The organism is Rhodococcus sp. 15-725-2-2b, from assembly GCF_002259075.1.
Taxonomy (GTDB): Bacteria; Actinomycetota; Actinomycetes; order Mycobacteriales; family Mycobacteriaceae; genus Rhodococcoides.
On record NZ_NPFL01000019.1, the window covers coordinates 1 to 26,653 of the forward strand.

A 26,653-nucleotide genomic window follows, 5' to 3' on the forward strand; every position below is an offset into this window, starting at 1 on the left:
GGAAACGCCCGGTCCCATTCCGAACCCGGAAGCTAAGCCCTCCAGCGCCGATGGTACTGCACTCGACAGGGTGTGGGAGAGTAGGACACCGCCGAACACCCGTTGTAAGAAGGGGACCCACCTGGTGGGTCCCCTTCTTGCGTTTGTACCGAAATCCGAAAGGACGCCCGTGTCGGAAGACAACAACGATCGTCGCCCCTCCCGAGGGGACGGCGGCAACCGCCCGAGCGAGTCCCGAGACCGCAACCCCCGCGCTCAGGACCGCCGCGGAGACCCGCGTCGCTCGGACGGTCCTCCTCGCAGGCGCGGCGGTGAAGGTGGATTCTCCGGAGATCGGCGCGGAAACAGCGCATCGTCGGACCGTCGACCGCCGCGTCCGGATGAACCGGATCTGCCCGACGAGGTCGAAGCCGGGCAGCTCGAGCCGGCAGTGCGCCGAGATCTGTTGAGCTTGGACAAGAACAATGCCACTGCTGTGGCCCGTCACCTCGTGATGACCAGCAGACTGCTCGACGACGATCCGCAGTTGGCGCTACTGCACGCGCGCGCTGCTCGTCAGCGTGCCGGTCGTATCGCTGTAGTCCGTGAGACCGCAGGTATCGCGGCGTACCACGCTGGTGAGTGGGCCGAAGCGTTGTCCGAGCTTCGCGCTGCCCGACGCATGGCAGGCGGGCCGGGTCTGATCGCTGTGATGGCCGACTGCGAGCGCGGACTGGGACGTCCCGAGCGCGCTATCGAACTCGGTCGCAGCGACGAGGCGCGTGAGCTGACCGGTGAGGAAGCGGCGGAGCTTCGGATCGTCGTGGCAGGTGCGCGGATGGACCTGAACCAGTACGACCAGGCCGTCGTCACGCTGCAGACCCCGGACCTCGACGCGTCGCGATCCGGAACCGCTGCCGCGCGCCTGTTCTACGTCTACGCCGATGCGCTGGTTGCTGCAGGTCGCGTCGATGAAGGTGTGAAATGGTTCCTCAACGCTGCTGCGGCCGATGTCGATGGTGAGACCGACGCCGAAGAGCGGGTCGAGGAGCTGTCCGGAGGCAGTCAGTGACGTTGCTACGCGACGCCCACGACGTTCTGCTGCTCGACCTCGACGGCACCGTCTACGCCGGCAAGGATCCCATTCCCGGTGCAGTCGAAGCATTGTCGGGTGGGGCCGAGAAGCAGTACTTCGTCACCAACAATGCCAGTCGTGCTCCCGAGGACGTCGCCGAACATCTAGGTAGTCTCGGCTTCGCTACCTCAGCAGAGTTCGTCGTCACCAGTTCCGAGGCGGCCGCTCGGGTACTCGCGGGCAAGGTGGACCCGGGCTCACGGGTGCTCGTCGTCGGCACTGACGCATTGGCGAACGAGATCACCAAGGTCGGTCTGGAGCCGGTCAGGTCTGCCGACGACGATCCCGTGGCCGTGGTGCAGGGGCACTCCGTCGATACAGACTGGAAGATGCTTGCCGAGGCTGTCCTCGCCATCCGGGCGGGTGCGCTGTGGGTGGCTACGAACATCGACGCCACCTTGCCGACCGAGCGAGGACTCGTGTTGGGGAACGGCTCGATGGTCGCGGCGGTTCGCAACGCCACCGATATCGAGCCCATCGTGGCAGGCAAGCCGGCCGCCCCGATCATGCACGACGCCATCGAGCGCAGCGGAGCACGCGCGGCCCTGGTCGTCGGAGACAGGCTCGACACCGACATCGCTGGTGCGAACGAAATCGGTCTGCCGTCGCTGCTGGTGTTGACCGGCGTCAGTACCGCTGCCGAGTTGCTGCATGCGCCTCGGCATCTGCGCCCCACTCACATCGGCCTCGATCTCGGAGTCCTGAACAAGGACGAAGTGGCGTCGAGCGTCGGCAGCAAGACCGGTTGGACGGTCGCCATCGACGACGAGGTGCTCTCGGTGCAGTACGGCGGGGACGGTACGCCCGATGCGTTCGAGGGTGCGCTTGCCACACTGCACGTCGCCTGGTCCGGCTCGGCCTTCTCGGATATTCGCTTCGAGGGGGATGGACTCGGCGATCTGCGTTCGCTGCTCGGGTGCTGATACCGCGTTCGACAGCAGTGTTCCGAGAGCGGCGGCGATCGGGCGTACGTCGGACCCATCCGATAGCGTGAGAGGCGATGAGCGCGTCTATTCCACTACCAGGACAGCACCGGCCGAGCGGTGCAGGCGATGAGTCGTCTGCAGATCCGGACACTGTTCGCACCGAAGTTACCTCGCTGCTGAATCAACTCACGATCGAGTCGACTTCCCACGAGGAATCCGAGGCTGTGGATTCCGACGCCCTTGCGCGCGACGCGAGTCTGCTCGACCGCGCGCACGAGGTACTCGTGCGCGCCCTGACCACCGTCGACAAGACCTGACGTGGCTCGTCGCGCACGGGTCGACGCCGAGCTGGTTCGTCGTGGACTCGCCCGATCTCGCGAGCACGCTTCGGAGCTGATCGAAGCGGGCCGGGTGAAGATCGCCGGGACGGTGGCCTCGAAGCCCGCGACCGCGGTGGAACCGGGCACACCGCTGCTGGTGGCCGAAGAAGACAACGAGGTCTCGTGGGCCTCCCGCGGCGCGCACAAATTGCTCGGCGCTCTCGACGCATTCGAGCCGCTCGGGCTGACCGTCGAGCGTGCACGTTGTCTGGACGCCGGTGCATCCACCGGTGGCTTCACCGACGTGCTTCTCAGTCGAGGTGTGCGTGAAGTGGTCGCCGTCGACGTGGGATACGGGCAGCTGGTGTGGCGTCTGCAATCCGACGACCGCGTTCATGTCATCGACCGCACCAACGTTCGGTCGATCGATGCGGAGACGATCGGTGGACCGGTGGACGTGATCGTCGCAGACCTGTCGTTCATCTCGCTCAAGCTCGTTCTTCCCGCATTCGTTGCCTGCTCGAAGTCGGGTACCGACATGGTGTTGATGGTCAAGCCACAGTTCGAGGTCGGCAAGGATCGAGTGGGTTCCGGAGGTGTGGTGCGCGATCCTGCGCTGCGCGCCGAGGCCGTCGAGGACGTGGCGAAGGCGGCCGTCGCCTCGAATCTCACGGTGCAAGCTGTGGCGGCAAGCCCACTGCCGGGGCCGTCGGGCAATGTCGAGTACTTTTTGTGGCTGAGGGCAGGTGTGGGCGAGGACTCGCCACGCGCCGACATCACGGAACTCGTCCGGCTCGCGATCGAGGAAGGACCACAGTGACTCCGTCCCAGTCAGCACCGGAACGGGAGTCGACTCGAGAGATTCTTCTCGTCGCCCATCCAGGTCGACCGGACATCGCCGAAACCGCGCGTCGGGTGGGCAAGGTCTTCGATGAAGCGGGCATCTGCCTCCGTGTGCTCGTCGACGAGGTCGAGCCATCGAAGATCGAAGCCTCCGATACGGAGGAACACGACCATGTGTTCGTCGCAGACATGAAGCTCAACGTCGTCGAGTTCGGACCGGACGCAGCCGCCGGCTGCGAGATGGTCCTCGTGCTCGGTGGTGACGGGACCTTCCTGCGCGCAGCCGAGCTCGCGCAAGCGGCCTCGATACCGGTGCTCGGCATCAACCTCGGGCACGTCGGGTTCCTGGCCGAGGCCGAGGCCGACCACCTCGAAGGTGCCCTCGCCCGCGTCATCGCCGGGGATTACCGCATCGAACAACGCATGACGTTGGACATTGCGATTCGCGTGGGCGATCAGGTGGTCGATCGGGGCTGGGCACTGAACGAAGCGAGCATCGAGAACGGGTCGCGGCTCGGGGTGCTCGAGGTCGTGCTCGAAGTCGATGGGCGCCCGGTGTCCGCATTCGGGTGCGACGGCGTTCTGATCTCGACGCCGACGGGCTCGACGGCCTACGCGTTCTCGGCTGGTGGGCCTGTGGTCTGGCCGGAACTCGAAGCGATATTGGTCATTCCGAGCAACGCGCACGCTTTGTTCGCGCGGCCGCTCGTCACCAGCCCCGAGTCGATCATCGCGGTCGAGATCGATGCGGGCGGACACGCAGGATTCGTATTCTGCGATGGCAGGCGCACACTGAGCCTGCCGGCAGGTGCTCGCGTCGAGGTGGTGCGGGGAGCGTCACCGATCAAATGGGTTCGACTCGATTCGGCACCGTTCGCCGATCGCATGGTCAAGAAATTCGAACTGCCCGTTACCGGGTGGCGGGGGAGAGCGAGGTAGGAATGCTCGAAGAGATTCGGATCGACAGCCTCGGAGTCATTTCCGGTGCCAGCGCACAGTTTCACGAGGGGCTGACCGTACTCACCGGCGAGACCGGTGCGGGTAAGACCATGGTGGTCACCAGTCTGCACCTGTTGTCGGGTGCCCGCGCCGACGCAGGCCGGGTTCGGCTCGGCGCACAGCGTGCTGTCGTGGAGGGGCGATTCAGTACCGACACCGCGTCGGAGCAGGTGATCGACGACGTCGACAAGGTGCTCGAGTCCTCGGGAGGTCAACGCGACGAGGACAATTCGATCATCGCCGTGCGTACCGTCAACTCGGACGGTCGCTCGCGTGCGCACCTCGGTGGGCGCAGCGTGCCCGCATCGGTGCTGTCGAACTTCACCGACTCGCTGCTGACCGTGCACGGTCAGAACGACCAGCTGCGGCTGCTGCGTCCCGATCAGCAACTCGGCGCGCTGGACAGATTCGCCGGGGACGCGGTGGCGTCCCTGGTGTCGAAGTACCGCACCGCGCGCAAGACGTGGCTCGACGCGCGCAACGAGCTGATCGACCGCACCGAACGCAGCCGCGAGCTGGCGCAGGAAGCCGATCGGCTGCAGTTCGGCCTGCAGGAGATCGACTCTCTGGCACCGGAGCCGGGTGAAGATCGCTCCGTGGCCGAGGATGTGCGTCGGCTGGGGGACCTCGATTCGCTGCGTGAGACCGCGGAAGGTGCCTCGGCAGCACTCGTCGGGAGTACCGAGGAGGCGTCGGACGCGGCGTCCGCGCTGTACCTGCTGGGCGAGGCTCGCTCTCGCCTCGAACATGCCGAGGACGCAGCACTGACCGAGCTGTTGCCGCGACTGAACGACGCGATGGCGATCGTGGGCGACATCGGGGCAGACCTCACCTCGTACTTGACGGATCTGCCGTCCGATCCGGGTGCCCTCGACACGATCCTGAACCGGCAGGCCGAGCTGAAGTCGTTGACGCGTAAGTACGCCGCCGATGTAGACGGTGTCATCGCGTGGGCGGAGGACGCCCGTGAGCGACTCTCGCACATCGACACCTCGGCCGATGCTCTCGCCGAGTTGAGCGCCAAGGTCGACGCGGCTGCGATCGACGTCGCGGCGGCTGCGTCGAAGCTCAGTGCGGCTCGTGCGAAGGCCGCTGTGAAGCTCTCGAAGGCGGTGAGCGTCGAGCTGGCGGGCCTGGCGATGGGAAAGGCCAAGCTGCAGATCGATGTTCGCGCACTTCCGGCCGGGCCGTCCGACACGGCACCGATAGTCGTGGACGGGGCCGAACTTCATGCCGGTGGCAACGGCGTCGACGAGGTCGAGTTTCGTCTGTCCGCGCACGACGGTGCCCAGGCGCTTCCGATCAGCAAGAGTGCATCGGGCGGTGAGCTCTCGCGGGTGATGTTGGCACTGGAAGTGGTGCTGGCGGGCTCGGACAAGGGTGCGACGATGGTCTTCGACGAGGTCGACGCCGGAGTCGGTGGTCGCGCGGCCGTCGAGGTCGGGCGTCGACTCGGCCGGTTGGCTCGCACACACCAGGTCATCGTGGTCACCCACTTGCCGCAGGTCGCTGCGTTCGCCGATACCCACCTGGTGGTCGACAAGACCGACGCCAAGAAGGGCGCGGCGAACAGCGGCGTCAGAACGTTGTCGTCGTCGGAGCGGGTCGTCGAGCTCGCGAGAATGCTCGCGGGGCTGGACGACACGGAGACCGGACGTGCGCATGCCGAGGAGCTGCTGGCCACGGCAAACGCCGATCGAGCCGCGTTGTAACTTTTGGTGCTGATGTGATCAGTGTGGTAGTTGTTTCGGCGCGCCTCCGTCGCCGGGCGTGTCGATCGGGTCATCATGGTCCTCATGAAGATGCCGGCTCTGCTGTCACGTAGTCAGGATTCGCTGCCCGGAATCACCGGTATCGCGCGAGTCGATCGCAACACGGCCAAGCTCCTCAAACGGGTCGGCCCGGGCGACATCGTCGTGCTCGACGAGCTCGACCTCGATCGCCTGACCGCCGATGCGCTCGTGGAGGCGGGGGTGCTGGCGGTGGTCAACGCGTCGCCGTCGATCTCCGGGCGCTATCCCAACCTCGGTCCCGAGGTCATCGTCGCCAACGGAATCACCTTGATCGACTCGGCCGGCACCGAAGTCTTCAAGAAGATCAAGGACGGCACCAAGATCCGCCTCAACGACGGCGGCGTCTACACCGGCGATCGTCGTCTCGCCAAGGGCGAGGAGCAGAGCGAAGCCGAGATCTCCGACAAGATGATCGAGGCCAAGACGGGCCTGGTCGACCATCTCGAAGCGTTCTCGGGCAACACGATCGAGTTCATCCGAACCGAGAGTCCGTTGCTCATCGACGGAGTCGGCGTGCCGGACATCGACATCGACCTCGAGGGCCGTCACGTGGTAATCGTCGCAGACGGACCCGGTCACGCCGAGGATCTGAAGAATCTCAAGCCGTTCATCAAGGAGTACTCGCCCGTCATCATCGGCGTCGGTGCGGGTGCCGACACCGCGATGAAGGCGGGCCATCGCCCCGACCTCATCGTCGGCGATCCCGAGGACGTCACTGCGCAGACGCTCAAATGCGGTGCAGAGGTTGTGCTTCCGGCGGATTCCGACGGACACGCGCAGGGTCTCGAGCGCATTCAGGATCTCGGTATCGGTGCCATGACGTTCCCGGCCACCGGTGCCGCTGCCGACCTCGCGCTGTTGTTGGCCGATCATCACGGGGCCTCGCTCATCGTGTCGGTGGGTAGCCCGGCCAGCCTGGACGAGTTCTTCGATCGTGGTCGACGCAACACCAATCCGGCCGCATTCATGACGCGTCTGAAGGTCGGTGCCAAGTTGGTCGACGCCAAAGCTGTTGCGACGCTGTACCGCAGCCGTGTGTCCGGCGGTGCGATCGCGCTGTTGATTCTGGCAGCGCTCGTTGCCGTGATCGTGGCGTTGGCCGTGTCCAACATCGGCGGTGAAGCGTTGGATTGGGCAATCGATCTGTGGAACCGGTTCGCTCTGTGGTTCCAGGGGTTGCTTTCGTGATTTCGCTTCGCCAACATGCCATTTCGCTGGCAGCGGTCTTCGTGGCCCTGGCCATCGGCATCGTGCTCGGTTCGGGTCTGCTCTCGAGCGGTCTGGTGTCGGGCCTTCGAGACGACAAGACCGGCCTCGAAACTCAGGTGGACGATCTGGAGGCGACCAACAATCGCCTGGGTGAGCAGCTCAACTCGGCCGACGGCTTCGACGCCGCGGTTTCGGGCCGAGTGTTGCGGGATACGTTGGTCGATCGCAGCGTCGTGGTGATCACCACCCCGGACGCCGACCCCGGGGACGTGGACGGAGTCACGCGGTCGATCGGAGCCTCGGGCGCCACCGTCACCGGTCGGGTGTCGCTGACCGATTCGTTCGTCTCCGCTGCGAACGGCGACGATCTTCGGACGCGTCTGACCAACGTCATTCCGGCCGGCGTGCAGTTGCGCACCGGCGCGGTGGACCAGGGCAGTCTCGCGGGGGACCTGCTGGGTTCGGTGTTGCTGCTGAACGCCGAGACCGCCCAGCCGCAGTCGACTCCCGAGGAGCTCTCGCTGGCACTGGAGACGCTGCGCAGCGGCGGGTTCATCGCGTACGACAACGGTGCCGTCGCACCCGCACAGTTGGCTGTGGTCGTCACCGGTTCCGGTACCTCGGACGTGGAGGACGGCAATCGCGGGGCCATCGTCGCCCGCTTCGCGGGAGCCCTCGATTCACGTGGTGCAGGCGCGGTACTGGCCGGTCGCTCCGGTGCGGCCGAGGGCAACGGTTCCATCGCTGTCGTGCGAGCCGATTCGGCGCTGTCGTCCGCTCTCAGCACGGTCGACAACGTCGACCGTGAAGCAGGACGGATCACCACCGTTCTCGCCTTGGCGGAGCAGCTGGACGGCGCGTCCGGCCGTTACGGCACCGGAGCCAATGCCAACGCCGTGACCGTCGGAGCGCCGGCGAGCTGATCGTCGTACGAACGCGCGTGTCGTTGGCGGTGAGGTAGGTACTGGTGTTACCGTGAAGTCCCGTGGGTAGCAGGCCCAATTTCCACGCTTCACCTCTCTTATCAGCCCCCTGATAGGAGCAAGCCCTGCAGACTCGTCACGGGAGCCTCATTGTCACGCCTTCAGTCGCGTTCCGACACCAAGCACATTTTCGTCAGCGGGGGCGTCGCGTCCTCGCTCGGAAAAGGCCTGACGGCATCGAGCCTCGGCCAGCTACTGACCGCACGCGGACTGCGCGTGACCATGCAGAAGCTCGATCCTTACCTCAACGTCGATCCCGGCACGATGAACCCGTTCCAGCACGGTGAGGTCTTCGTCACCGAAGACGGATCCGAGACGGACCTCGACGTCGGACACTACGAGCGGTTCCTCGACCGTGATCTGTCCGGTTTCGCCAATGTCACCACCGGCCAGGTCTACTCGACGGTCATCGCCAAGGAACGCCGCGGTGAGTATCTGGGCGACACCGTTCAGGTCATCCCGCACATCACCGACGAGATCAAGCGTCGCATTCTCGCGATGAACGGCCCCGACCTACAGGGTCACCAGCCGGACGTCGTGATCACCGAAATCGGCGGCACCGTCGGCGATATCGAGTCGCAGCCGTTCCTCGAAGCCGCGCGTCAGGTGCGCCACGACGTCGGCCGAAACAATGTGTTCTTTCTGCACGTGTCGCTGGTTCCGTTCCTGGCTCCGTCCGGTGAACTCAAGACCAAACCAACCCAGCACTCCGTCGCGGCGCTGCGCAGCATCGGTATTCAGCCCGACGCATTGATCCTGCGTTGCGATCGCGACGTACCGCCAGGATTGAAGAACAAGATCGCGCTGATGTGCGACGTCGACGTCGACGGCTGCATCTCCACGCCCGACGCGCCGTCGATCTACGACATTCCCAAGGTGCTGCACAAGGAAGGCCTCGACGCGTACGTCGTTCGTCAGCTCGGTCTGCCGTTCCGTGATGTGGACTGGACCATCTGGGGTGGACTGCTCGAGCGTGTTCACCAGCCGCGTGAGACCGTGCGCGTCGGTCTGGTCGGCAAGTACGTGGACCTGCCCGACGCGTACCTGTCGGTCACCGAGGCGCTGCGTGCAGGCGGATTCGCTCATCGCGCGAAGGTCGAGATCAAGTGGGTCCCATCCGACGAGTGCTCGACGCCCGCCGGCGCGCAGGCCGCGTTGGGCGATGTCGATGCCGTGCTCATTCCCGGTGGCTTCGGTATCCGCGGTATCGAGGGCAAGCTCGGGGCCATCGAGTTCGCACGTACGCGCAAGATTCCGTTGCTGGGGTTGTGCCTCGGGTTGCAGTGTGTCGTCATCGAGGCGGCTCGTTCGGTCGGTCTGACGGACGCCAACTCCGCCGAGTTCGACCCGGACACCAAGGATCCGGTGATCTCCACGATGGCCGATCAGGAAGATGCCGTCGCCGGTGACGCCGATCTGGGCGGCACGATGCGTCTCGGTGCCTACCCGGCAACCCTGCAGAAGGGTTCGGTCGTCGCGGCGTCGTACGGCACCGAAAGCGTTTCCGAGCGTCACCGTCATCGCTACGAGGTCAACAACGACTACCGGGATCGAATTGCCAAGAGCGGCTTGGTGTTCAGCGGTACTTCTCCGGACGGCCACCTGGTCGAGTTCGTCGAGCTGCCTGCCTCCGTGCACCCGTTCTTCGTGGCCACTCAGGCGCATCCGGAGCTCAAGAGCCGGCCCACCCGTCCGCATCCACTCTTCGCGTCGTTGATCAATGCCGCGCTGAAGTACAAGGCCGCGGAACGTCTGCCGGTCGACGTGCACGGAGATACGGGTCAGACGGAGGAATCGGACGTCGCCGCCGAGACCGTCGGATGAGCGAGCCTCGGCACGAGTTCACCACCCTCGATTCGTCGGTGCCGTACTCCGGCGCAATTCTCGCGCTCCGGCTCGACCAGGTGGCGATGCCGAACGGTCGTCAGGCCGAGCGCGAGGTGATCGAGCATCACGGCGCGGTCGGGATCCTGGCCGTCGACGACCGGGATCGTGTGGTGATGATCGAGCAGTACCGGCATCCCGTAGGTCGTCGATTGTGGGAGTTGCCCGCCGGTCTGCTGGACGAGCCGGGGGAGCAGCCGGTGGTTGCGGCTCAGCGTGAGCTCGCCGAGGAGACCGGGCTCGCCGCGCAGACGTGGTCGGTTCTGGTCGATGTGCTTGCCTCGCCCGGGTTCACCGACGAGGCCGTGCGGATCTTCCTCGCGCAGGGCCTGACCGAGGTCGATCGGCCCGAGGCACACGACGAGGAAGCCGACATCGAGCTGTCCTACGTTCCGGTGGACGAGGCCGTCCGTCGTGCGCTGTCGGGCGAGATCGTCAACGCATCCGCCGTCGCGGGCGTTCTCGCGTTCGCCGCGGCGCGCGCTACCGGTACCGAACTGCGTTCGGCCGATGCGCCGTGGGCGGATCTGCCGACTGCCTTCGAGAAGCGAAAGAGTTCGCGAAAGTAGCCACCGTGATCGGCCAGCAGATTCAGACGTACCTCGACCATCTGGTGGTCGAGCGCGGGTCGGCACCGAACACGGTGTCGTCCTACCGTCGCGATCTGGTGCGGTACGAGCGGTTCCTCAGCGGCTACGGCATCACCGATCTGGCGAAGGTCGCCGAGAACGACATCACCGAGTTCGTGCTCTATCTACGGCGCGGTGACGACGAATTCCCGGCACTCGCAGCGAGTTCGGCGGCCCGGACGTTGATCGCGGTGCGCGGTCTGCACAGGTTTGCGCTCGCGGAGGGGATGGTCGAGCGCAACGTCGCGAGCGAGGTCAAGCCGCCGCAGCCGGCCAAGCGGTTGCCGAAGTCGCTGCCCGTCGATCAGGTGGTTGCACTGCTCGAATCGGCGTCGATCGCCGGTCCCGATGCCCCACGCGGACTGCGGGATCGGGCTCTGCTGGAACTGCTCTATTCCACCGGGGCTCGTATATCCGAGGCAGTCGGGCTCGACGTCGACGACATCGACACCGAGGCTCGCTCGGTGCTGCTGCGCGGCAAAGGCGGCAAGCATCGCATCGTGCCGGTCGGGCGACCCGCTGTCGAGGCCGTCGACGCCTACCTGGTGCGCGGCCGGCCGGGGCTGGTCTCCCGCTCGAATCCTGCCCTATTCCTCAACGTTCGGGGCGGCAGGTTGTCTCGACAGAGTGCGTGGCAGGTGTTGCAGGATTCGGCCGTGCGGGCCGGGATCACCGCGGGGGTATCACCGCACGTCCTTCGGCATTCGTTCGCCACTCACCTGCTGGACGGCGGCGCCGACGTCCGCGTCGTGCAGGAGCTGTTGGGGCATGCGTCGGTGACGACGACGCAGATCTACACCCTCGTCACCGTCAACACTCTGCGTGAAGTGTGGGCAGGAGCGCATCCACGGGCCCGGTAGCACGAGGCCGGCTGTCGTGCGTCAGCGTGTCCGGTGACGATGCGCGAGCGTCAAGCGGTAGCGTTTGCGTGAACTACTCGAAGACGGACGGGACAGGGGAGCGCTGGAACGTGTCGACACCGCAGCCGCCAGCGGCGGAGTCAGGCTTGAATCATCCGCATCTCGACGGTGCCCTGTTCCAGACGCGTCAACCGGAATCCAGTCGGGAGACACACGACATCATTCCCGCGCCGAACGAGCTCGGGCCCACCGGTCGCAAGACCAGGGCCGTCCCCGATCCGCAACCGCTGGCCAGTCACGGCCCGGCCAAGATCATCGCGATGTGCAACCAGAAGGGTGGCGTCGGCAAGACGACGTCGACCATCAATCTCGGTGCCTCGTTGGCCGGCTACGGCCGCCGCGTGCTGCTCGTGGATCTCGACCCGCAGGGCGCACTGTCTGCGGGATTGGGCGTCGCACATCACGAGCTCGATCTGACGGTCTACAACCTCCTCGTCGAAGCGAAGGTCTCCGCCGACGACATCATCATGCGCACTCGCGTCGAGAACCTCGATCTGATGCCCAGCAACATCGATCTCTCCGCAGCCGAGATTCAGTTGGTCACCGAGGTCGGCCGGGAGCAGACACTCGGGCGGGTGCTGCATCCGATTCTCGATCGCTACGACTACGTCCTCATCGATTGCCAGCCGTCGCTCGGTCTGTTGACGGTCAACGCGCTCACGTGTGCCGACGAAGTGCTGATCCCCATGGAGTGCGAGTACTTCAGTCTGCGCGGACTGGCGTTGTTGAACGACACCGTCGAGAAGGTGCGCGATCGGCTCAACCCGCGGCTCACGTTGGCCGGCATCGTGGTGACGATGTTCGACGCCCGCACATTGCACTCGCGTGAGGTGATGACGCGAGTGGTCGAGGTGTTCGGCGACGTCGTCTACGACACGGTGATCACCCGTACCGTCCGATTCCCGGAAACCAGTGTGGCCGGTGAGCCGATCACCACGTGGGCTCCGAAATCCGGCGGCGCACAGGCGTACCGCGCCCTCGCGCGCGAGGTGATCTACCGGTCGGGTCCGTGACCGTCGACGCTGCCGACGAGGCCCCGATCGAGGTTCCGGCCGACGCGGATCCGTCGAAATTCCGGGTGCGGTTGCTCAACTTCGAGGGTCCGTTCGATCTGCTGCTGTCGTTGATCAGTCAGCATCGAATGGACGTCACCGAAGTGGCGTTGCACACCGTCACCGACGATTTCATCTCGTTCACCAAGTCGCTCGGTGCCGATGTCGGCCTCGACCAGACGACGGAATTCCTCGTCGTCGCCGCGACGCTGCTCGACCTCAAGGCAGCACGGTTGCTGCCCTCGGGCGATGTGGAGGACGCCGAGGATCTTGCGCTGCTCGAAGTTCGAGATCTACTGTTCGCCCGGCTACTTCAATACCGGGCCTACAAGCAGGTCGCTCTGCTGTTCGGTGAACTGGAAGCTGCTGCGCTGCGACGTTATCCGCGATCGGTGTCGGTGGAGGACAGGTACGCCGATCTGATTCCCGAGGTGCTGCTCGGCGTCGACCCGGCCACATTCGCCGACATCGCCGCTGCGGCATTTCGCCCCAAACCGATTCCGCAGGTGGGGCTCGATCACATCCATCAGCACGCGGTCTCGATCCCGGAGCAGGCGGCGTGGCTGCTCGACAATCTGCAGGGCCGAGGCCTCAACGAGTGGGCATCGTTCTCGGAGTTGGTGCAGGACTGCGAGGTGCAGGTCGAAATAATCGCGCGATTCCTGGCGTTGCTGGAGCTGTTCCGCCAACAGGTGATCGCGTTCGAGCAGCCCGAGCCGCTCGGCGATCTCCGAGTGAGTTGGACCGGTAAGGACGAAGGACCCATCGTGGTCACGGAAGAGGACTACGCATGAGTGTCGACCCGGAGCTCGAGCTAGAGGACGGCGAGAATTCCGAGGAGCTCGACGACGCCACCCTCGCCTCGGCTCTGGAAGCTGTGTTGCTGATCGTCGATACCCCTGCCTCGGACGAGCAACTCGCCTCGGCGGTGGGTGCGTCGGTAGCGCGCGTGCGCGCAACCCTGAACGAGATGGCTGCCGCACTGACCGAACGAACCAGCGGAATAGACCTTCGCTACGCCGGTGACGGATGGCGTTTCTACACCCGAACCGCCTATGCGCCGTACGTCGAACGGCTGCTTCTGGACGGGGCTCGGTCCAAGCTCACACGCGCGGCATTGGAAACCCTGGCCGTGATCGCATATCGTCAACCGTTGACCCGCGCACGAGTCAGCGCCGTACGTGGAGTCAATGTCGATGGAGTGATGCGTACGTTGCTCGCCCGTGGACTGATCTCCGAAGCAGGAACGGACCCGGAGACGAACGGCACGATGTACTGCACCACCGAGTTGTTCCTCGAACGGCTCGGGCTCGCATCGCTCGGTGATCTACCCGAACTGGCACCGCTGTTGCCGGGTGTGGACCTGATCGACGAGATCAGTGACAGCATGGACACCGACCCGAGAACGACCCGCTCCACCAAGAACCGCGGATCGAAACCCGATCCGGCAGCCGAGCTCGACTCGGACGACTGATAGGTAAGACAAGTGAACAAGCCCGCTCGCCGTGATGGCACACCGGACCGTAACAAGAGACAAGATCCGCGCAGGAAGCCGACCGCAGGTAGGTCGGACACTGCGCGTGACGCGCGCCGCGGAGATCGCACCCGCGACGCGGCGCCCCGTGACGGCGCTCCCCGCACCGGAGCCCCTCGCGCTGGTGCCCCTCGTACCGGGGGACCCCGTGCTGGTGCACCCCGCACCGGAGCTCCTCGTGCAGGAGCCCGGCCGGCCCCGCGCAAGGGCGTCGAGCAGGAATCCTTCGATTACAAGCCTGTCGAGACCGGCATCAACGACCGCAGCAACGACGCCGTTCCTCGCAAGAAGCCCTCGCGTCCCAAGCCGCCGAAGCCGCAGAAGAAGCAGGTTCCGTCGACCACGATCAGCAACGCCAAACCGGCGAAGCATCAGCACACCGATTCCTCACCGCGCAAGCACGTACCCGCCGGTGAAGGCGTTCGGTTGCAGAAGGTGCTCGCGCAGGCAGGCGTCGCATCGCGTCGTGCCGCCGAGGAACTGATCGCCGACGGCCGCGTCGAGGTCGACGGACGCATCGTCACCGAACAGGGCATCCGCATCGATCCCAACATCGCTGTGGTCCGCGTCGACGGCACTCGCGTGGTCGTGAAGGAAGAGCTGGTTCACCTCGCGATGAACAAGCCGCGTGGATGGCAGTGCACCATGTCCGACGATCTGGGACGCCCGTGCGTCGGCGACATCGTCTCCGAGCGCGTGCAGGCGGGGCAGCGACTGTTCCACGTCGGACGCCTCGATGCCGACACCGAGGGGCTGTTGCTCTTCACCAACGACGGTGATCTTGCTCACCGTCTGATGCACCCGTCGTTCGAGGTCTCCAAGACCTACCTCGCGACGCTGTTCGGCACCATTCCCCGCACTCTGGGTAAGCAGCTGCGTGAAGGCGTGACCCTCGACGACGGCCCGGTGAAGGTCGACGGCTTCCAGCTGCTCGACATCTCGGACGGCAAGTCTCTCGTCAAGGTGACGCTCCACGAGGGCCGCAAGCACATCGTGCGTCGGTTGTTCGACAAGGTCGGCTTCCCCGTCGGACGTCTCGTGCGTACCGATGTCGGCAACATCGTGCTCGGCGATCAGCGTCCAGGAACACTGCGTGTCCTCGGACGCGGCGAGATCGGCAAGCTCTACGAATCCGTGGGCCTGTGATGAGCGCGCTCGTCGTGGCGATGGACGGGCCTTCGGGCACCGGCAAATCGTCGGTATCGCGCAGGCTCGCATCGGCACTCGAAGCAAGCTACCTCGACACCGGTGCGATGTACCGCGTGGCGACGGTGTGGGTGCTGCGCTCGGGCGTCGAGCCCACCGATGCAGACGCTGTCGCGAAAGCTGTTGCAGCACTTCCCCTCGAGATCGGCAAGGACCCGCTGTCCGAGACCGTTCTGCTCGACGGTGAGGACGTCAGCGGCGAAATCCGCGGCGATGCGGTCACCAAGGCCGTCTCGGCCGTCTCCGCAGTGCCTGCGGTGCGTGAGCTCTTGGTGCAGATGCAGCGCGACCTTGCGAGTTCGTCGACGCGAATCGTGGTGGAGGGCCGCGACATCGGCACCGTCGTTCTTCCCGACGCCGACGTGAAGGTGTTCCTGACTGCCTCACCGGAAGCGCGGGCACAGCGTCGCAACAAACAGAACATCGAAGAGGGTCGCGACGACGACTACGAATCCGTGCTCGCGGACGTGCAACGCCGCGATCACGCAGATTCGACGAGAGCAGTGTCACCGCTTCGTCCCGCCGAGGATTCGGTGATCGTCGATACCAGCGAGCTGGATCTCGACGGCGTGATCGAGCGTTTGCTGCTCGTGGTGAACGACAGAAGTGGAGCAGTCCAGTGAGTGAAGAATTCTTCTCCGGCGCAGCGGAAACCGCGGGCGACGGAACATGGAGTGACGAGGGCGAGTGGGAGTACGTCGACCTCAACGAAGGTGAAGACGGCGAAGATGCCGTAGCCGTACCGACTCTCGCCGTGGTGGGCCGACCGAACGTCGGTAAGTCGACGCTCGTCAACCGCATCATCGGACGACGCGAAGCAGTGGTCGAGGACGTCCCAGGCGTCACCCGTGACCGGGTGTCGTACGAGGCGAACTGGAGTGGTCGACGCTTCCTGGTGCAGGACACCGGCGGTTGGGAACCCGACGCGAAGGGTCTGCAGCAATCCGTTGCGCGCCAGGCCGAGTTGGCGATGAACACCGCCGACGCGATCCTGTTGGTCGTCGACGCGCGAGTCGGTTCGACGACGACGGACGAGGCAGTGGCGCGAGTACTGCGTCGCTCGAAGACTCCGGTTCTGTTGGTGGCCAACAAGGTCGACGACGGCCGCACCGAGTCCGAGGTTGCCGCGCTGTGGTCGCTGGGTCTGGGGGAGCCGCTGTCGGTCTCGGCCACCCATGGCCGCGGTACCGGTGATCTGCTGGATCGCGTGCTCGAGGCCTTGCCCGAGACGCCGCGTGAGGGAATTCCCGGTGGGGGACCCAGGCGTGTCGCTCTGGTCGGTAAGCCGAACGTTGGCAAGTCCTCGTTGATCAACAAGCTGTCGGGCGACGAGCGCTCGGTGGTGCACGATGTTGCCGGCACCACCGTCGATCCTGTCGACTCGTTGGTCGAATTGGGCGGCAAGACTTGGCGATTCGTCGATACCGCAGGACTGCGTAAGCGCGTCAGCCATGCCAGCGGTGCCGAGTTCTACGCGTCGCTGCGCACCAAGTCCGCCATCGAGGCCGCCGAGGTCGCGATTCTGCTTCTCGATGCCTCACAGGTGATCTCGGAGCAGGACATGCGTGTGCTGAGCATGGTCTCCGATGCCGGCCGCGCGTTGGTGTTGGCGTTCAACAAGTGGGATCTGGTGGACGATGATCGTCGTCAGCAGCTCGAGAAGGAGATCGATCGTGATCTCGCTCGGGTGCCGTGGGCGCAGCGTGTGAACATCTCGGCACAGACGGGCCGTGCGGTACAGAAGCTCGTGCCTGCACTCGAGACGGCTCTGGAGTCGTGGGACAAGCGAGTGCCCACCGGACGCCTCAACACGTGGCTCAAGGAAGTCGTGGCGGCCACACCGCCGCCGATGCGTGGCGGACGTCTGCCGCGCATCATGTTCGCAACGCAGGCCAGCACGCGGCCGCCGACGTTCGTGCTGTTCACCACGGGCTTCCTCGAGGCCGGCTATCGCCGATTCATCGAGCGGCGTCTGCGTGAGGAGTTCAACTTCGACGGCAGCCCCGTGCGAGTGTCGGTGCGTATCCGCGAGAAGCGGGAACGGCCGGGCAAGGGCAACAACCGCTGACGTAGTCCGGTACCGCCCCTGAGCAGGCGATTTCCTCTCAGGGGTAGGGCTGGGGTAATCTCAGCAAGCGCCTTTCGAGGCGCGGCGGGCTGTGGCGCAGCTTGGTAGCGCACTTGACTGGGGGTCAAGTGGTCGCAGGTTCAAATCCTGTCAGCCCGACAGTTAGATGCAGGTCAGAGGCGGTTTCGGAGAGATCCGGGGCCGTCTTTTTCGTGTGCGTGCCGCGGGGGTGTCACTACTCAATGCTTACACGGTCGAACTCGGCGCTGAGGCGCTGTCCAGGTGTATCCGCTGGTGTCCGGCGATCTGCGTGCGTCGGTCGAATGGACCTGAGCGGACGGAGCCACTTTGTTCAGCTGGTTTGCTCCTCGTGGAGCTACTGGGTCCATAGGGGTCCGTGTCGAGCTGCAGCTCGGACGAATCGGTGGCTCCGGTTCTTGTTTCGTCCAGATCCGCTGTAGCGCTGCCGCAGGGGTTCGATCCGGTTCCGTCAGCGGTCAGTGCTGATGCTTTGTCGGGCGAGGGACGTCGATGCGGGAAATGTTGGTTTTGTGTTCGTACAGAGCGAGGTCGGCTCGGGTGAGCATGTCCTCGAGAGTCGACTCGCCTGTGTTGTGTGCGATTCCGACGCTCAATTCGATCGAGAGGGTGGAGTCGTTCAAGTCGATGGGCGCGCGGGCTGCACGGCGTAGTCGTCGGCGGAGTTGTTCGGGCTCGTTCGTCGTCAGTGGTTCGTCATCGTCGAACATCGCTATGACGAATTCGTCGCCCCCGATCCGGCCGAGGACAGTGTTGGAATTGCACAGGTCGGCGAGTCGGGCGGCGGTGATGCGTAGAACGTGGTCGCCGACGAGATGGCCGTGGGTGTCGTTGATGGTCTTGAAGTTGTCGACGTCGATGAACAATATTGCTGTGGGGAGCGATATTTCGGCGCTGACCCTCTCGATTCGTTCGAACAGAGCAGATCGGTTCAGCACTCCTGTGAGGTCGTCGAGTCGAGATTTGGCGAGAAGTTCTCGGTATGCGTCGAGTAGTCGTGTGGCTCTGTGAACTGCATCGGTGATGTTGCGGAAACTGACTGCGACAACGTCCTCGACGTAGTTGGCGGTCACCTCCATGATCGTGTCGGGGCGAAAGAGTGCGGGTGCTTCGATGCTGACCTCGCCGCAGGTGAGCAACGCGTCGCGGTGAAGGTTGTCGAAGTAGGAGCCCTGGGTATCGGGGAGCGCGTCGTGCAGATGTCGTCCGATGAGCTGATCCCGGGCGATGCCGAGGTGCCGTTCGGTTTGCGTGTTGACGTAACGGATTATCATGTCGCGGTCGAGGATCGCGAAGCCCAGCGAGACGGAGTCCAGAACTGTACCGAGGCGTTCGCTCGTATCGATAAGCGGTCGGACCTGTGAAACCACTCCGGTCAGAACCGTCGGATGGCCATCGGGCGCGGTTTCCACGGCGACACTTCGAGTGAGAATGTGGCGAACGGTGCCGTCGGAGAGAACAACCCGGTAGATACACTCCGCACCGACGTCGGCGCTTGCGTCCTCGTAGAGTTGGACCAGCAGGTGCGCGTCGTCCGGGTGCACACGTTCGTGCCAGATCTCGATTGCAGGCCGGGGATCGAGGCCCGCCTCGAAGATGTCGGCGGCACGAGCATCCCATTCGAGCCGCCCGGTGTCGATGAAGTATCGGGTGATGCCTATCGATGCGTTCGGCGTCTCGATCCCCGAAACGTGATCGGGCCCCAGGTTGTCCTCACGATGTCGATCGCCCACGACAGCACGTCCGTTCCAGCTGCAACTGATCCGATAGGGAGTCTGCTCCGTTCGTCCCGATCGTGCCCGAGCTTTCGAGCGATCGGCCTCAGCCAGAGCTCGGAGGCTGGACGCGTAGGTTGTAGCTTCGTCCCTTCAGCGGGGTGTCCTCGCTGTCTGGATACGAGGCCGTGTCGGGTCGGTGGTTCGATCACTTTTCGCAGCGGTGTATCGGTGTGGTGCGTGGGGCTTTCGGTGGATCCGCGTGGAGCAATCGATGTTCGAGCGTGTCCCTACTCGGTTCGACCGAGGGCGGATTGACCTGGACCGATCCGGGCGAGAGCGCCTGGTCAGCAGCTGTGTGTTGCGTCCGGGTGGGTCCATCGATGTAACGGTCGATCCAGCTGGGGGTCAAGTGGTCGCAGGTTCGAATCCTGTCAGCCCGACACATTGCAGGTCGAAGACGGTTTCGGAGAAATCCGGGGCCGTCTTTTTTCGTCTGTATGCCGAGTGACTGTCACCGCCCGGCCTGTGGCGGTGAGCGGTGAGCGGTGTGGCCAGATGCTCTCGTGCGGCAGCGAATGCGCAGTCGACGAATGCGAGCGTGAAGACGGGCACGACTACATCGGTGGAAGTTGCAGGTGGTGCGGGCAACCGTTCGGGGATCTCCGCCTCGTTAGCGGTCCATGACATCGCCGGTAGGCATCTGGACTGTGTGCTTGCTCAGGTTGAGCCCGAGGTGTACAGGCACCGACATCCTGCGGTCGGGTGCTGGTTCGAGAGATCACTGCTCTAGGGCATCATGGGCCTATGAGCGATCCCGAATACCTCGCCACTTTGCTTTCTGCGATCGATGCGGAGATCGCGCGAATCTCTGCCGCCGAATCGGGCTCCGACGAACAGGCATCGGCCATCGACGACGCGGCCGATGCCGTCTTCCGGTTGCGCGAGAAGGTCAAGGCCGGGTACCCCGGCAAGAAGGCCTATTACATCGCGGCGTCGACCGATCCGAATGGGATCAGGGTCGAGGGTATTTCGGCGCTACCCAGCAAACGCGCCCACGAACTGGTTCGAGACGGTGGTTGGATGCACGCGGATTCCAGTACCGTCCTCGAAGCTCTCGATGACGACCGGCTCAGTCGGTACCACGCCATCGCCGGACGCGGTGTTGCGCAAACATTTCGAGACTCACGCGAATATTTGGCAGAGGCAACGGGACTTGCCGACAAGTAGACCTATCGGATCGTCCGTGGACGAAGAGCGAGATCGCTCGTGTACGAGGATCACATACTGAATGCCCCGCTGAAGTCGAGGGGTGAGGCCTCGAGGTGTCGACCGCGGGGAGTGGCGTCGATGAGTTCGCCGTCGTGGACAACAATCTCGCCGCGCACGATCACGGTGACCGGCTTTCCTCGAAGTCGGTGTCCCTCGTACGGGGTGTAGTCGGTCGCCATGTGGAGTGATTCGGTGGTCACCGTCCATTCCAGTTCGGGATCCCAGATCGCGATGTCGGCGTCGGACCCCGGCATCAGTGAGCCCTTGCGTGGATAGAGGCCATTGGTGCGCGCTGGATTCGCCGAGGTCAACTCCACGAATCTGCTGGCCGTCAGACCCAATCCGTCCACGTAGTGCGAGTAGATCACCGGGAGACGCGTCTCGACTCCGGGGAGTCCGTTGGGCATATGCCGCACGTCGTGGCTGTGCACCTGCTTCTGTGCGGTGTCGTAGCAGCAATGGTCGGAACCGATGGTAGTGACGTGCCCGGTGAACAGGTGACGCCCGAGTTCCTCGACCACCTCGGCCGAGCGCAGCGGTGGGCAGCAGACGAATCCTTCCGGTTGCTCACCCTCGTAGGCCGAGTCGTCGAGGATCAGATGGTGGGCGACCGATTCGGTGAAGGCAACAAGTCCTCGTTTGCGAGCGTCCGCGACCAGTTCGACGGCAGCCGGAGTGGACTGATGCACGAAGTAGACCGGTGCACTCTGTGATTCGGCGATCGCGAGAATGGCTGCGACCGAGGCGGTCTCGGCGAGCTCCGGCCGTGTTTGCGACATGTGTGCGGCATCGACACCGTCCGATGCCGCCGCGAGGTTCTGCGCATCGGTGACGATCGCGTCGGATTCGCAGTGGATGATGACCATTCCGCCGAGGTCGCGAGTGGTCTGCATCGTGTTGAGGATGGTGTGTTCGTTGGCCATCGTCTCACCGGCATAGGTGGTGAACATCTTGACAGTTCGGATGCCGGCGTCGGCCAGCGTCTTCAGTTGGTCGGCCGTAGTGTCGGTCCACTCGACGACGCAGGCGTGCAGAGCCGAATCGCACAGTCCGCTCGACGCTTTCGCGCGCTGTACCTCGGCGGCGTCCAGCGGCTGTTGACCTGGACGGGGGATAGCGAAGTCGATGATCGTGGTGGTGCCGCCGAACACGGCCGCCGTCGTGCACTCCAAATACGAATCGAGCGAGGTGAATTCGCCGGAGGTGAACCCGACGTGGCAGTGTGGATCGACTCCACCCGGCATCACCAGCTTCCCGGTTGCATCGATGACCTCTGCTGCCGCGTCGACCTTGCTCCCTGGGGTGAGCACCGCAACGACTCTGCCGTCGTCGATGAGCAGGTCTGCCGGAGCGGCCCAGTGGGATTCGACGACCATCCCACCGCGCACGACCTTCATCGTGTGCTCGCGAGGTAGGCCAGCCATCCGCCGCGGTCACTGATGTCGGTGACACCGGCGGCCGTCAGATGGCTCTCGCGCATTCGCATCGACAGGGAGCCCGAGCCATCCGCCAACTCGATGACCCCGAGTTCGAGTTCCTTCGGTTCCCGGGGAAGGAGCTCGTCGCGCAATACGTCGTACTCGACCTCGTAGAGCTCGCCCGGTACCACATATCCATCGGTTGTCACCGGGTGCAAACCGGGAAATTCGTCACGCACGGAGAAGAATCGGTATTTCGGTGCGGTATCGATTTTCCCCACGAATCGCGCCTTGTGCAACGCGTCGTTCAGGGTGCCGCCGGACATCGCCTGTCCGTTGACGAACATCGTGACCAGTGCCATTCAAAGCCTTCTTTCAGTGAGCTTGGATTCGGACGAGTCGGTTCGGAGAGAACGCTGTTACGTCGAGTTCTGGTTTCCTACCGTGCACCAGCTCGGTGAGGATGTGTCCCCAGAGCGGTGCGAAGGTGAAGGAGTAGGTGCCGCCTGCCACGAATAGTCCCGGGGCGCCGGCGAGTTCGCCGATGACCGGCATTTCGTCGGGCGTGGTGACCACGGGCCCGGTCCATGTATCGAGGAGCGCATTGTGGCTCAGCGCAGGCAGAAGCCGTCGAACCTGCTCCAGGTTTCCCGTGGTGCTGTCGGATCTGCTCGGGGCCGGCTCGCTGTCGTGGAACGCACCTGCAGGCCAGCCGCCGCCGAGGACGAGGCGTCCCGATCGATTCTGCTTGATCGACATTCCTTCCCCGACGTGCTGTACGAGCACTTCGAGCGTCCGGGGCGCGGCTTTCAGCGCGTGCATTTGCAACGACGTCGGGACGAGTTCGAGCGATATCCCCGCCAGCGCGGCGATCGGTGCCATCCACGGACCTGCAACGTCTATCACCACAGGTGCAATCCACGTGCCACCGTTGGTGTCGACGGTCCAGACGTCACCGTCGTGGGTCAGTCCGATCACCGGTGTCGACGGGTGTACAGACGCTCCCTCGGCCGCGACCTGTCGCAACAGGGCAGGGCCTGCGAGGTCGGGTTCGGCGAATCCGTCCCACGGGCACCAGGTTGCGGCCTGAATGCTCGGGCCGAGCAGAGGTAGCGCCTGCCGCGCTTCGTCACCGCTCAGTACCTCCGTCGGAATCCCCGCATCGCGTTCCCATCGGTGCTTCGTGATGAGGGCGTGGACCTGCTCTTCGGTCTCGGCCACCATGAAGCCGCCGCACCGGTTCAGCCCGAGACCAGGCACGGTCTCGTCCAGCGTGTTCCACAATGTGCTCGTCGACTTCTGCAACGGAAGTAGCTGTTCGACGTCGACGGCTCGGCCCTGCCCAGGCCTTCGGGTGTGAATCGTCTGGATGTGCAGGTTGCCCGCGGTCGTACCCGAGCCGGCGGTGTTGGGCAGGGTGCGATCGAGTACAGCGACGCGGGATCCCGCGCGGGTGAGGGCGAGAGCCGTTGCTGCGCCGACGATTCCGGCTCCGATGACAACGACGTCGACTTCAGTTCGCATGCACAGCTCCTAAGGTCGCGTAGGCATCGTCGATACCCGATTCGACGATGACCGATTGCAGCGAGGCAAGCGTGTCGGCGTCGGTGACCGGAAGCAGTGGTTCTCGCACAGTGCCTCCTGGTTGACCGAGAAGGTTCATCACGGCCTTCAACTGAGGGATGGGGGAGGCGTAGACGCCGCTGTAGTCCGAGGCGATGAGCCGGCCCGAAAACGCGCGGTAACGATCGACCCACATGCGCGCGGTGTCGGCGTCCCGTGCAGCAACGGCCTCGTAGAACGGCACCGCGAAGGGCGCGCCCACCCCACCTCCGTCGATGTTGCCGTCCCCGCCCAGCTCGAGCAGCGTGGCAAGGCCGCGTCGATGCAGAAAACTCCCGAATACACGGACGCGGTCTGACACGGCCTCGACGGTGTCGAGCATGGCGAGCCAATCACCGGTGCTGTCTTTGATCGCGACGACGTTGTCCAGGTCGGCCAGTCGAGAGAACAAGTCGGGTGAGGTTCCCATGTCGACCGCAACGCCCCGTGGCCAGTTGTAGGCCATGAACGGCAGTGATGTTGCGGTGCTGACGCTTCGGTAGTACTGGAATGTCTCTTCCGCCGAGGTGTGTACGTAGGGCGGAGGCGTCGCCAGTATGCCGTCCGCGCCGACGGAAGCAGCGTGCTTCGCGAGCGCGGAGGACTGCGCAGCTGTGTACGCGCTGACACCGATCACGACAGGGAAGCGGCCTGCGACTGCATCGATCGATGCTTCCGTTACGGTCTTTCGTTCGTGGTCGCTCTGGCTGAACCACTCGCCTGTGCTGCCGTTCACGAGTACACCGTGAACTCCCGTCTGCGCGTAGAGATTCATCAAGTCGAAAATTGCCTCGGTATCGACGGCACCCGACTGCGTGAACGGTGTGGGGGCAGCGGGCCAGTAGCCGGACCACGCGACATCATCGCGATTCATGGGAGTGCCTTTCGGGCTCGGGACGATCGACGACGCGTCGTACCCGCATCTATGGGATCGATTGCATAGACTGCCTTCGGGGTGGTCGAGTCGTCAAGCCGGAAACGTACTTGTAACGCGACCACGGTCGAATATGTCTGTCCTAGGCGTGAAGCAAGAGAACGGAGAACCGATGGCGGTCACCTTGATCGACGTTGCGAGCGCTGCTGGGGTTTCGCGCAGCACGGCATCACGCGCGTTGAGTGGATCGTCGCTGATCTCGGCGGAGACACGGGCAGCGGTGGAGGATGCGGCCCGGGTTCTCGGGTATCGGCCGAACAGGGCCGCGAGCGCGCTGCGCTCCAACCGGTCGCATTTGATCGGTCTGGTCATGAACAACCTGCTCAACGCGACCTTTCACACTGTCGCCGAGGTCGTCCAAAAGAGGGCAGCAGCCAGTGGATTTCAGGTACTGCTCTGCATCACCGATGCCGATCCGGCGCGCGAGGACGACGTACTGGCCATGCTGGGCGAGCACGGCGTCGACGGAACCATCGTGATCGGCAGCGGTCGAAGTGCTGCGGCGTCGAATGCGCTTCTGGAGCAGGGCCGAGCGGTGGTCAACCTGATCCGTTCGGTGAAGGGGAGCTCTGCGTCGACGGTGCTGGCAGATGACGTAACGGGTGCTCGCGACGCGACAGCGCACCTGATCGAGCTCGGGCACAGTCGTATCGGGTATGTCGGTGGACACGAGGATGCGACGTCCGGACGTGAGCGCTACGAGGGCTATCGACTGGCGCTGGCCGACGCAGGCATTCCGGTCGACGAGACGATCGTCCGGAAAGGCCCGTTCACCACGGAGTTCGGCGCCGAAGCGATCAATTCGTTACTGGATGCACCCCAGGCGATGACTGCTCTCTACGCGGCCAACCATGAGGCTGTCTTCGGCATCCTGCCCACGCTCGTCGGCAGAGGAGTGTCGGTGCCGGACGAGTTGTCGCTGATCTGCCACGAGGACATGCCGTGGCTCGCGATGTGGCAGCCGGCAATCACAGTCGTCGACAACGGTGCCGCTCAGTTGGCGAATGTGGCAATGGACCTGCTGTTCCAGCAGATCAAGGATTCGCTCGAACCCGATGGGCGCACGTATCGAATCGGTGCTCGTCTGGTGGAGCGGTCGTCGTGTGCCGCACTGTGATCGGTGAGCGCGAGCACCTGCGAACGGTTAACAGTTGATGTACCGCGTGTCGGCAGTGTTAACCGCGTTGACGCCTCCGAATTCGTCTGCGACGCTTGATGCAATCGATCCCAAAAGATCGATTCTTCTCGAACAACTCCCTCATCGTCGCTGCCGCCCCGTCCTCGAACGTGTAGTGCTGCAGTCGATATGGAAAGGCTCGCTCAATGCGTAAGTTAACAGGAATCGCCGCTATCGCTGTCGTGGTGGCCGGCCTCACTGCCTGTAGTTCCTCGGACGATTCCGTAGCCGCGCCGACGGACTGCACACCCACGCTCGGTGCTTCGGACCTTGCCGAAGAAGGCGTACTGACGATGGCCACCAACGCGACTCTTCCGCCGATGCAGTACGTCGATCCGAACGGCGACGTGATCGGCATGCGTGTCGACCTCGGTAAGGAGATCGCCAAGCGCCTGTGTTTGACGCCGAAGTTCGTCAACATCGAGTTCGAGGCACAGATTCCCGGTGTGCAGGCCGGCCGTTGGGACATGATCGACACCGGAATGTTCTACACGCCTGCACGTGCCGAGACCATCGATCTCGTTCCGTACGAGGTGCAGGCAGTCTCGATCTCGGTGCCGTCGGGCAACCCCGAATCGATCTCCAGCGTGGACGACCTGGCGGGCAAGACCATCGGGGTCGAAGCGCCCGGATACGAATTCGACACGCTGACCGCCATGGCCGAGCAGTTTGCGGCCGAAGGAAAGCCGGCGCTGACAGTGCAGACATTCAAAACCAATGCCGATGCCTATCAAGCGCTTTCGGCAGGCCAGCTCGACGGCACGTCCATCGTCGAGTCGGTCACGTCGTTCTACCAGGAAGACGGACGATTCGAGACAGCCGTCGGTGGAATCAACGAGGCACCTCTGGCCATGGGATTCGCGAAGGACAGCAAATCCTCCGCAGAGGTGGCGCGTGTGCTGTCGGAGATGAGGAGCGACGGATATCTGCCCGACCTGTTCGAGCAGTACGACGTCACCGGATACGACGGCGATATTGCCGTGAGCACCGGTCCTCTCGACAGCTGATCCGACCAA

At 64.3% G+C, this 26,653-nt stretch carries 25 protein-coding genes, 1 tRNA gene and 1 rRNA gene; 22 read left to right on the top strand and 5 right to left on the bottom strand.

Annotation, left to right across the window (positions count from 1 at the left end):
- From rrf to CH306_RS20870, 19 genes are all read left to right on the top strand, one after another.
- Positions 1–97: ribosomal RNA gene (gene rrf / locus CH306_RS20780) — 5S ribosomal RNA — on the top strand; the annotation flags it as partial.
- Between the two features lie 72 nt (positions 98–169).
- Entirely contained in the window at positions 170–1,051 is an 882-nt protein-coding gene (locus tag CH306_RS29365) for a hypothetical protein (protein ID WP_094647851.1), read from the top strand.
- Positions 1,048–2,037, top strand: a complete 990-nt coding sequence (locus CH306_RS29370) for an HAD-IIA family hydrolase (protein WP_045195017.1) — start codon at positions 1,048–1,050, stop codon at positions 2,035–2,037. The genes CH306_RS29365 and CH306_RS29370 overlap by 4 nt, the downstream gene beginning before the upstream one ends.
- Before the next feature lie 77 nt (positions 2,038–2,114).
- A complete protein-coding gene (locus tag CH306_RS20795; protein ID WP_032398198.1) occupies positions 2,115–2,357 on the top strand; it encodes a hypothetical protein in 243 nt (80 codons plus the stop codon).
- A 1-nt stretch (position 2,358) separates the two neighbouring features.
- On the top strand, positions 2,359–3,180 hold the full coding sequence (locus CH306_RS20800; RefSeq protein ID WP_032398197.1) for a TlyA family RNA methyltransferase: 822 nt from the start codon (positions 2,359–2,361) through the stop codon (positions 3,178–3,180).
- Entirely contained in the window at positions 3,177–4,142 is a 966-nt protein-coding gene (locus CH306_RS20805; protein WP_045195018.1) for an NAD kinase, read from the top strand. Before CH306_RS20800 ends, CH306_RS20805 begins: the two co-directional genes overlap by 4 nt.
- Before the next feature lie 2 nt (positions 4,143–4,144).
- A complete protein-coding gene (gene recN / locus CH306_RS20810; protein ID WP_179272730.1) occupies positions 4,145–5,914 on the top strand; it encodes a DNA repair protein RecN in 1,770 nt (589 codons plus the stop codon).
- An 84-nt stretch (positions 5,915–5,998) separates the two neighbouring features.
- Entirely contained in the window at positions 5,999–7,183 is a 1,185-nt protein-coding gene (gene steA, locus CH306_RS20815; RefSeq protein WP_032398510.1) for a putative cytokinetic ring protein SteA, read from the top strand.
- Positions 7,180–8,127, top strand: a complete 948-nt coding sequence (locus CH306_RS20820) for a copper transporter (protein ID WP_032398509.1) — start codon at positions 7,180–7,182, stop codon at positions 8,125–8,127. Before steA ends, CH306_RS20820 begins: the two co-directional genes overlap by 4 nt.
- A 150-nt stretch (positions 8,128–8,277) precedes the next feature.
- Positions 8,278–10,011, top strand: a complete 1,734-nt coding sequence (locus tag CH306_RS20825; RefSeq protein WP_032398195.1) for a CTP synthase — start codon at positions 8,278–8,280, stop codon at positions 10,009–10,011.
- Positions 10,008–10,640, top strand: a complete 633-nt coding sequence (locus tag CH306_RS20830; RefSeq protein ID WP_032398194.1) for an NUDIX domain-containing protein — start codon at positions 10,008–10,010, stop codon at positions 10,638–10,640. Before CH306_RS20825 ends, CH306_RS20830 begins: the two co-directional genes overlap by 4 nt.
- Positions 10,641–10,645: 5 nt before the next feature.
- The gene (gene xerD, locus CH306_RS20835) at positions 10,646–11,560 is read left to right on the top strand and encodes a site-specific tyrosine recombinase XerD (RefSeq protein ID WP_032398193.1); all 915 of its coding nucleotides are present in this window, start codon (positions 10,646–10,648) and stop codon (positions 11,558–11,560) included.
- Between the two features lie 146 nt (positions 11,561–11,706).
- On the top strand, positions 11,707–12,633 hold the full coding sequence (locus tag CH306_RS20840; protein ID WP_371828399.1) for a ParA family protein: 927 nt from the start codon (positions 11,707–11,709) through the stop codon (positions 12,631–12,633).
- Positions 12,630–13,466, top strand: coding sequence for a segregation and condensation protein A (locus CH306_RS20845; RefSeq protein ID WP_032398191.1), 837 nt, complete (start codon positions 12,630–12,632; stop codon positions 13,464–13,466). Before CH306_RS20840 ends, CH306_RS20845 begins: the two co-directional genes overlap by 4 nt.
- Positions 13,463–14,146: an SMC-Scp complex subunit ScpB gene (gene scpB, locus CH306_RS20850; protein ID WP_045195024.1), complete on the top strand. Its 684-nt coding sequence runs from the start codon at positions 13,463–13,465 to the stop codon at positions 14,144–14,146. Before CH306_RS20845 ends, scpB begins: the two co-directional genes overlap by 4 nt.
- Before the next feature lie 12 nt (positions 14,147–14,158).
- Positions 14,159–15,352, top strand: a complete 1,194-nt coding sequence (locus tag CH306_RS20855; protein WP_094629403.1) for a pseudouridine synthase — start codon at positions 14,159–14,161, stop codon at positions 15,350–15,352.
- Positions 15,352–16,035 carry a (d)CMP kinase gene (gene cmk / locus CH306_RS20860; protein ID WP_094629404.1) on the top strand — a complete coding sequence of 228 codons (684 nt, stop codon included), beginning with the start codon at positions 15,352–15,354 and terminating at the stop codon, positions 16,033–16,035. Before CH306_RS20855 ends, cmk begins: the two co-directional genes overlap by 1 nt.
- The gene (der, locus tag CH306_RS20865; RefSeq protein ID WP_032398188.1) at positions 16,032–17,480 is read left to right on the top strand and encodes a ribosome biogenesis GTPase Der; all 1,449 of its coding nucleotides are present in this window, start codon (positions 16,032–16,034) and stop codon (positions 17,478–17,480) included. Before cmk ends, der begins: the two co-directional genes overlap by 4 nt.
- An 85-nt stretch (positions 17,481–17,565) precedes the next feature.
- A tRNA-Pro gene (locus CH306_RS20870) sits at positions 17,566–17,639 on the top strand.
- A 338-nt stretch (positions 17,640–17,977) separates the two neighbouring features.
- On the opposite strand, the gene CH306_RS20875 is transcribed toward CH306_RS20870, so the two are convergent.
- Positions 17,978–19,252: a GGDEF domain-containing protein gene (locus CH306_RS20875; protein ID WP_032398187.1), complete on the bottom strand. Its 1,275-nt coding sequence runs from the start codon at positions 19,250–19,252 to the stop codon at positions 17,978–17,980.
- 789 nt (positions 19,253–20,041) lie between these two features.
- On the opposite strand from CH306_RS20875, the gene CH306_RS20885 reads away from it, so the two are divergent.
- A complete protein-coding gene (locus CH306_RS20885) occupies positions 20,042–20,464 on the top strand; it encodes a phosphate acetyltransferase (RefSeq protein ID WP_094647853.1) in 423 nt (140 codons plus the stop codon).
- A 50-nt stretch (positions 20,465–20,514) separates the two neighbouring features.
- Here CH306_RS20885 and hydA read toward each other — a convergent pair whose 3' ends face one another.
- Genes hydA through CH306_RS20905 form a run of 4 tightly spaced genes read right to left on the bottom strand, consistent with a single transcriptional unit; the run spans position 20,515 to position 24,400 of the window.
- Positions 20,515–21,903 (bottom strand): dihydropyrimidinase, encoded by a 1,389-nt coding sequence (gene hydA / locus CH306_RS20890; RefSeq protein ID WP_094647990.1) that lies wholly within the window; start codon positions 21,901–21,903, stop codon positions 20,515–20,517.
- Positions 21,900–22,286 (bottom strand): allophanate hydrolase-related protein, encoded by a 387-nt coding sequence (locus CH306_RS20895; RefSeq protein ID WP_094647854.1) that lies wholly within the window; start codon positions 22,284–22,286, stop codon positions 21,900–21,902. Before CH306_RS20895 ends, hydA begins: the two co-directional genes overlap by 4 nt.
- A 13-nt stretch (positions 22,287–22,299) precedes the next feature.
- On the bottom strand, positions 22,300–23,448 hold the full coding sequence (locus CH306_RS20900; RefSeq protein ID WP_094647855.1) for an NAD(P)/FAD-dependent oxidoreductase: 1,149 nt from the start codon (positions 23,446–23,448) through the stop codon (positions 22,300–22,302).
- A complete protein-coding gene (locus CH306_RS20905) occupies positions 23,438–24,400 on the bottom strand; it encodes a dihydrodipicolinate synthase family protein (RefSeq protein WP_032398170.1) in 963 nt (320 codons plus the stop codon). Before CH306_RS20905 ends, CH306_RS20900 begins: the two co-directional genes overlap by 11 nt.
- A 172-nt stretch (positions 24,401–24,572) precedes the next feature.
- Here CH306_RS20905 and CH306_RS20910 point away from each other — a divergent pair, with 172 nt between their 5' ends.
- Both CH306_RS20910 and CH306_RS20915 read left to right on the top strand, forming a co-directional pair.
- Positions 24,573–25,577 (top strand): LacI family DNA-binding transcriptional regulator, encoded by a 1,005-nt coding sequence (locus CH306_RS20910; RefSeq protein ID WP_094647991.1) that lies wholly within the window; start codon positions 24,573–24,575, stop codon positions 25,575–25,577.
- A gap of 206 nt (positions 25,578–25,783) precedes the next feature.
- A complete protein-coding gene (locus CH306_RS20915; protein WP_094629409.1) occupies positions 25,784–26,644 on the top strand; it encodes an ABC transporter substrate-binding protein in 861 nt (286 codons plus the stop codon).
- Positions 26,645–26,653 lie beyond the last annotated feature (9 nt).